General features: G+C 35.4%; 1 protein-coding gene. It reads left to right on the top strand.

Features of this window, described 5'->3' with window-relative positions; genetic code table 11:
- The first annotated feature begins 773 nt into the window (after positions 1-773).
- Positions 774-5,732 (top strand): DEAD/DEAH box helicase, encoded by a 4,959-nt coding sequence (locus ACFILA_RS08690; protein ID WP_375661023.1) that lies wholly within the window; start codon positions 774-776, stop codon positions 5,730-5,732.
- The last annotated feature ends 1,750 nt before the right edge of the window (positions 5,733-7,482 follow it).

Raw genomic sequence — 7,482 nt, 5'->3', positions numbered from 1 at the left:
GTTTAGCCCGTCAATGGTTAATACATCAATATCCCCAGTTTAATGCTACAATATATTTATCAATAATTAGAGATAAACTCACTCTCCAGCCCCTCTAAGCCACTCAACACGCATATAAACGAGACATCATGCTATCAAGCACATCCTATCGTCAAAAACAACAGCATAAAACAATAAGAAATCTCTTTTGAAGTCTTTAAGACAACCACGCAAAACTCTTTTTATGGCATTCTCATCAAGGAACTTTTTTCCAAAAGCAAATGATCTGAGTGACCTTATCAGAAGAGTTTTGTCAGTCTTGTCAGTTCATTCTAGCTCCTATATTATTTTTTTTAAATGAGAGAAAATTAAAAACATTATATTTCAATATGTTAGTATTTTAACGATACAACCTATATCGACAATACAACCTTAAATACAATCAATAATATATATTTGTCAGTTTGTGTCAGTAAATTGAACTGACAAAATAGACTATTTGAGTGACTCATAAAACCTATCAAAATAATCATTATGATATTTTAAAAGCACATGCTTCATTTGTCTTGATTAACCCGTGAAACGAATAGCAAATTTCACTAGTTTGCTGATCTGATCTCTCTCATAGGCTGTGGATAACCAGCATTAAAAAAACTTTTTGAAAAAATTTATCCGCTTTTTAGCATTTTCCGAATTTTTCACACTATTCATTCAAAATGGATTTAATAAGCTTCATTTTGATTCTTTTGAAGAGAATTAATCAATAGAATATATTGTCATGGAGTTTATTCTTTATGCTTCGCCCTCATCATTCTGATAATGAACACGTCACTTTACGCTCTTTGTTAGAATATTATCGTCAACGAGCTAAATCACCCCGTGAATTAGGAACCATGTTTGAAAACCTTGTCATGGCTTATTTGACAAACGACCCGCTTCAAAAGCAGGAATACGAAAAGGTTCAAACCTATTGTGAATGGGCTAAGGAGCATGGAGAAGATGGAACTGATATTGGCATTGATCTAGTCGCTACAGTCCGTGATGAAGGTGGCTATGCGGCTATTCAATGTAAATGCTATGACGCCTCTCACATCATTAAAAAAGAAGATATTGATAGTTTTATAGCAGCTTCTGGCAAAAAGATCTTCACCCGTCGTATTCTGGTTGATAGCACCGAAACAGATTGGAGTGACAATGTTGAACTGACTTGTGATGGTCAAGAGGTTCGTATTCAGCGCATAAACCTTTTTGATTTGGAAAGCAGTCAAATTGATTGGGGGGCATATAAAGAAAAAGGTCAAGCGCCCCTTAAAGAAAAACCGAAAAAAAAGCTTTTAGATCATCAGAAAGAAGCTCTTGAGAAAGTCTGTGAAGGTTTAAAAGAAGCCGACCGTGGCAAGCTAATTATGGCATGTGGAACGGGCAAAACGTTCACTAGTTTGAAGATAGCAGAAACCATAGCAGGTCAAGGCAAGCGTGTGTTATTTCTAGTGCCCTCCCTTGCTCTTATCTCTCAAACAATTCGTGAATGGACAGAAGATACAGAAGTGCCTTTGCGTTCCTTTGCCGTGTGTTCCGATACACAAGTAGGAAAACGTCGTAAGAATAAAAATGATGCTCTTGAATTTGATAGCTCTGATCTTGCCTTGCCGGCTACCACGGATGCAAAAGAACTGGCTCGCAAAGCGGGTAAGGTTTCACATGATCTGATGACCGTGGTGTTTTCCACTTACCATTCAATCCAAGTGATTTCGGATGCACAAAAAGACCATGGTTTACCCGAATTTGATTTGATCATCTGTGATGAAGCGCATAGAACCACTGGGGCTTCATTGGGAACTGAAGACAATGAATCTGAATTTATCAAGGTTCATGATAACAGCATCATTCGAGGTAAAAAACGGCTGTATATGACAGCAACGCCCAAGATCTTTACCGATGATGCCAAAAAGAAAGCCGATGAGATCAATGCCGTTCTAGCTTCTATGGATGATGAAGAGCTCTATGGAAAAGAGCTTTATACCTATACCTTCTCAAAAGCCGTTCAGAATGAACTCTTAGCACCTTATAAGATTATTGTTTTGGGTGTTAATGAAGAGGAAGTAAGTCAATCCATTCAACATCTGATGACCGATGAAAATTATGAACTTATTCTTGATGATAAAACCAAGATCATAGGTTGTTATCAAGCCCTTGCCAAAATAGATCTAAAAGTTGATCTAAGTGATGACCCCAATCCCATGCGGCGGGCTTTAGCATTTTGTAAAGACATTAAAACTTCTGAACGTATCCGTGATACCTTCAATTCTCAAGAAATACAGGAAGAATTATTTAATCTTCATCAACTCTATAAAGAGACGCCGCCTCTTCACTGTACCTTTGCTCATATTGACGGAAAACAAAGTGCCAAAATGCGCAATAAAGCCCTTGATTGGCTTAAGGAAGATGCGGGGGAAAATAGTTGCCGTGTGCTCACCAATGTAAGATGTCTGTCTGAAGGGGTGGATGTACCCGCTCTTGATGCCATCATGTTTTTACACCCGCGTAAAAGTCATGTGGATGTGATACAGGCGGTGGGGCGTATCATGCGCCGTGCAAAGGATAAGAAAAGAGGCTACATCATTTTACCCGTTGGGATCCCTGCTGGGGTTTCTGCTGAACATGCTTTACGCTACAATAAGAGATACAAGGTAGTCTGGCAAGTGATCAATGCTTTGCTTGCTCATGATGAGAATTTTGAAATCACCCTTAACCAGATGATTTTGGGGCAAGATGTTAGTGATTCTTTGGAGATTGTCGCCTTAAAGAGCATGACCGCGGTTGAGGATAAACTTCATATCCATGAAAAATCAGAACATATGGGGCTTGAGATTGGAAAAGCCGCTCATGAACCACAAATTATTCATAGCGTAACAGGAAGATTACCTTTTTATAAAGAGTTTCCCAATGCTTTGAAAACCCTTATTGCAAAGAAATTTGCTATTGCGGATTATTGGGAAAATTGGGCAGGCAATGTTGCTGAGATTGCTCAAAATCATATCACGCATCTTCAAAACCTGCTTGCTGATGAAAACAGTGAAGCCTTTCATGCTTTTGATGCATTTCATAAGGAATTAAAGAACAACTTAAACAGTGAAATAAAGCAAGAGGAAGCGATTGAGATGTTAGCGCAACATCTTGTCACGCGTCCCGTGTTTGAAGCCTTGTTTGAAGGAAATGAATTTGTGCAAAACAATGCCATTTCGCAAGCAATGGAAAGGATCTTAACAGAACTGGATAAAACCAATATCGAGGAAGAATCCAAGGAATTACAAGAGTTTTATAACAGTGTAAAGCTTCGTGCTTCTGGGATTACCTCGCCTTTAGCAAGGCAAAATCTTATTATTACGCTTTATGAAAGCTTTTTTGCCAAGGCATTTAAGAAAACCACGGATAAGCTTGGGATTGTTTATACCCCCGTTGAGGTCGTGGATTTTATCATTCATTCTGTTGATGATGTGTTGCGTAATGAATTTGGAAAAAGCCTAGGATCACGGGGGGTTTCTATACTTGACCCCTTTACTGGAACGGGTACCTTTATCACACGGTTATTACAATCGAATCTCATAAAACCAGAGGATATGGCATATAAATTCCGTCATGATATCCATGCCAATGAGATTGTTTTGCTTGCCTATTACATAGCAGCGATTAACATTGAATCGACCTATCATAGTCTTATGAAAGGTGAGTATATCCCTTTCAAGCATATTGGTTTGGCTGATACGTTTCAAACGCTTAAAGAAAAAAACTTGATAGACGGTATACTCAAAGAAAACAGTGAATATTTAGAACACCAGAAAAATCTGAACATCAAAGTTATCTTTGGTAATCCCCCTTACTCGGTAGGACAAAAGAATGAAAACGATAATAATCCCAATATATCTTATCCCATATTAGATGATCGTATTCGTGAGACTTATATAGCTAAATCGAAAGCAACTAGTACGCAAAAGTTATATGATAGTTATATCCGCGCTATCCGCTGGGCTAGTGACCGTATTGATAATGCTGGGGTAATCGGCTTTGTAACAAATGCCGGTTTTATTACTGGACATTCTATGGATGGTTTACGCAAATGCCTCGTTGAAGAATTTAGCAGCCTTTATATTTTCCATTTACGGGGGAATGCACGGACTTCTGGAGAACAACGTAAAAAGGAAAGTGGTGGCATTTTTGGTGAAGGATCTCGAGCTCCCATAGCTATCTCTATTTTGGTTAAAAATCCAGAATCTCAACAGCGTGGCAAAATATATTTCCGTGATATTGGAGATTATCTCTCGAGAAAAGAAAAGCTTATAATAATAGAGTCTCTTGGTAGCATTGATGGTATTACACGGAGCAAACAAGGTTGGCAAATAATTACACCAGATAAGTACAGTGATTGGCTTGATCAACGTGATGACAGTTTCAAAACATTCTTAGCTATGGGTGTCAAAAAGGGGCATGATAAAAAGCTCTTTGAAACTTATTCTCTTGGTGTTTCAACCAATCGTGATGCTTGGACGTATAACTCAAGCCGTGAATCTGTAAAGAAAAATATGAATAACATGACTGCCTTCTATAATAATGAGGTAAAACGTTTAAATAATACCTATTCACATGCTGATCGTACAGCACGTGCAAAGGTCGTGAATGATTTCGTCAATTCCGATGTAAGAAAGATTAGTTGGAGCAGTACTCTTAAGAGAGAATTATTAAGAGGTAAATTTTCCGAATTTGAAGATAAATGCCTTATTCAAAGCCTATACCGTCCTTTTACACAACAATGGCTTTATTACAATAGCGTCTTTAATGAAGCAGTTTATCAAATGCCGCGGATATTCCCGATAAGACAAGCGGTTGATAATAAGGTGATACAAATTACAGGTATAGGAGCAAAGAAAGACTTTTCTGTATTGATGACTAAAGCTTTGCCTAATTTAGATTCAATAGAAAAAGGTCAATGTTTTCCACGCTATATTTACGAAGATACTACGGTTTCAAAAAATAAAAGTGAGAAACAATCCCATTTGTTTACAAACTCTATAGAGGAAAACAAAACAGCTGGTTTACAAAGGCGTGATGCCATTACGGATGAAGGGTTAGAACATTTTAAAGTAGCTTATCCTAATGAGACTATCACTAAAGATGATTTGTTCTATTACGTTTACGGTTTACTTCATTCGGAAGATTATCGCGCCCGTTATGCTGATAATTTATGCAAAGAATTACCTCGCATTCCTTGCGTAAAGAGTGCTGATGATTTTTGGAAATTTGTGACAGCAGGGCGTGAACTCGGTCATTTGCACGTGAATTATGAAACTGTAGAACCTTATCCAGTGACCTTTAAAAAGGGTAATCCAAAAGTTACAGAGATCTCTAATCCCGAAAAATTCTATTACGTTACAGAAATGAAATTCGCTGGGAATAGTAAGGAAAAAGATAAATCGATTGTTTTTTATAACAGCAATATCACAATAACAGATATCCCTCTTGAAGCTTATGAGTATATCGTCAATGGTAAACCCGCTCTTGAATGGGTTATGGGGCGTCAGTGTGTAAAGACTGATAAAAAGAGTGGTATTGTGAATGATGCTAATCGCTATGCTGTTGAAACCGTTGGCAACCCTGCTTATCCATTAGAGTTGTTTCAGAGGGTTATTACCGTAAGTTTAGAAACAATGAAAATCGTAAAAAAACTACCAAAATTAGAAATGAGAGAAACTGAATAGATTTGGCATGCTCAGATGATAGACATGTTAACCTCACAAGAGGGGTATAAGGTCTTATAACCTATAGGTTCTATACCCCCTTTATAAATTGCTTACATATAATCTTTAAAAAGAGTGTTTATATGCGCGTTATTCTAAAAAGAAGAAACTTGCACTTTTAGATACTCTTATTTGGATTGCCTTTAAGACTTTTAAGAAACCCTATCTAAAGTGAATTAAATTTTTTTACATTGCCTTTAAGAGGTTATACCGTAATCTAAAATGATAGCTTTGTTTAAAGAGAGTTATGTATATTCATTTTCTTATATTACTTATAGGTTTTGAAGGTTTCTCAAACCCTCAAAATACCTTCAAAACCCCTTTTTATATATATTACAGATTGTATTTACGTGTTGTGTGTAATATGGGTTGTTTATTTAAAACATTAACATATTGAAATATAATAACTTTTATTTTTGATTGAAAAATAATATATAAAGGGGCGTAAAAGGAACCCTCAAAATACTCAAAATCTTCAAAACTCATAACCATAATGATCTTGATAGCACTTCTTATGAGTTACAAACTATCTTTTGAAAGGCTTTAAAGGAGCATATGCTTTTCATAAAGCACATTTTAATCACTCACTAAAATAATCTAGTTTGTTAGTTCAATTTACTGACACATAACTGACAAATATATATTTACAGTTGTATTTATGGGGTGTATCTTAATAAGGATTGTATCATTAAAATACTAACATATTGAAATATAATGTTTTTAATTTTTTATCTCATTAAAAAAAATACTATAGGGGTTAGAGTTAACTGACAAAAATGACAAAAGTCTATTAAAAGGGATTTTGCTCATCTCTATAATTATCATTCTCTCTTTAGATGTTTTCATAAAAAGCAGTAAATCATAATTATCATATATTCTATTTATCATTTCTCTTATGAAAATGGAAAATGATGCCATGGCTATAAAGAACATAACAGCCATAGAGAATGCGTGAAAAAAGCAGGCTTTCATAATCACATGCAAATGAAGGCATGATTATAAAGACAGTCCCTATAAAAAGCTGTTAAGTTGCAAATGTGTTATTAAAAGAAATTAACAGAAATCTTAAAAACCATTTAGTAAAAAAATTGATAGGTTATAAAACTAAAAATACGTATGATGAGAGCATTTTTAAATATTATAAATGTATAGATTCAGAAAATAACGCAATCGTTTCATAAAGCCTATAATATATCTTTAGAAGCACATAAATATAAAAGAAGCAATTAATAAGCATAAGTTATTATAAATACACAACGTATTTAAAAAATAAGAAAAATATCAAAAAGATAGAAATATTATTTGACAATAAATACGTATTTTGTTATATAACTAATCAAGTGCTGAAAACACTTAATAACTAGCGGGTAGGTTACGATACGACCTCTCCCATGTCTTTTAAATACTGACTTTCTTTTATGCTTTTGTTAGTATATGAGAGCTTTGTCGGGTGTGGTCATACCATACAATACTCTTTTATGAGAAAAGTATGACGACGGACTAGTTACCGTGTTTTCAACGCCCGGCGCTCTTATAGAGTGTCAATTGAAAACTTTAAATAACTAGGATTAATAAAATGAATTCTATCTCAGAAACCACCCCCGTTATCTCTAATATTGCAAATGAAACCGCCCCTGTTAATCAACAAGAGCCTGCAAAAAAATACGAATTTACCAATGAAAAATTCACTTTTGATGGTCTTACTTTACAC

This window comes from Bartonella sp. CL71SXKL, from assembly GCF_042194935.1.
Classification (GTDB): Bacteria; Pseudomonadota; Alphaproteobacteria; order Rhizobiales; family Rhizobiaceae; genus Bartonella.
The sequence above is the reverse complement of the archived record's forward strand: the minus strand, read 5'-3'. Positions and strand labels throughout refer to the sequence as shown.

Coding starts and splice junctions, on each gene's coding strand:
- ACFILA_RS08690 (WP_375661023.1), top strand. CDS start 774: ATGCTTCGCCCTCATCATTCTGATAATGAACACGTCACTTTACGCTCT.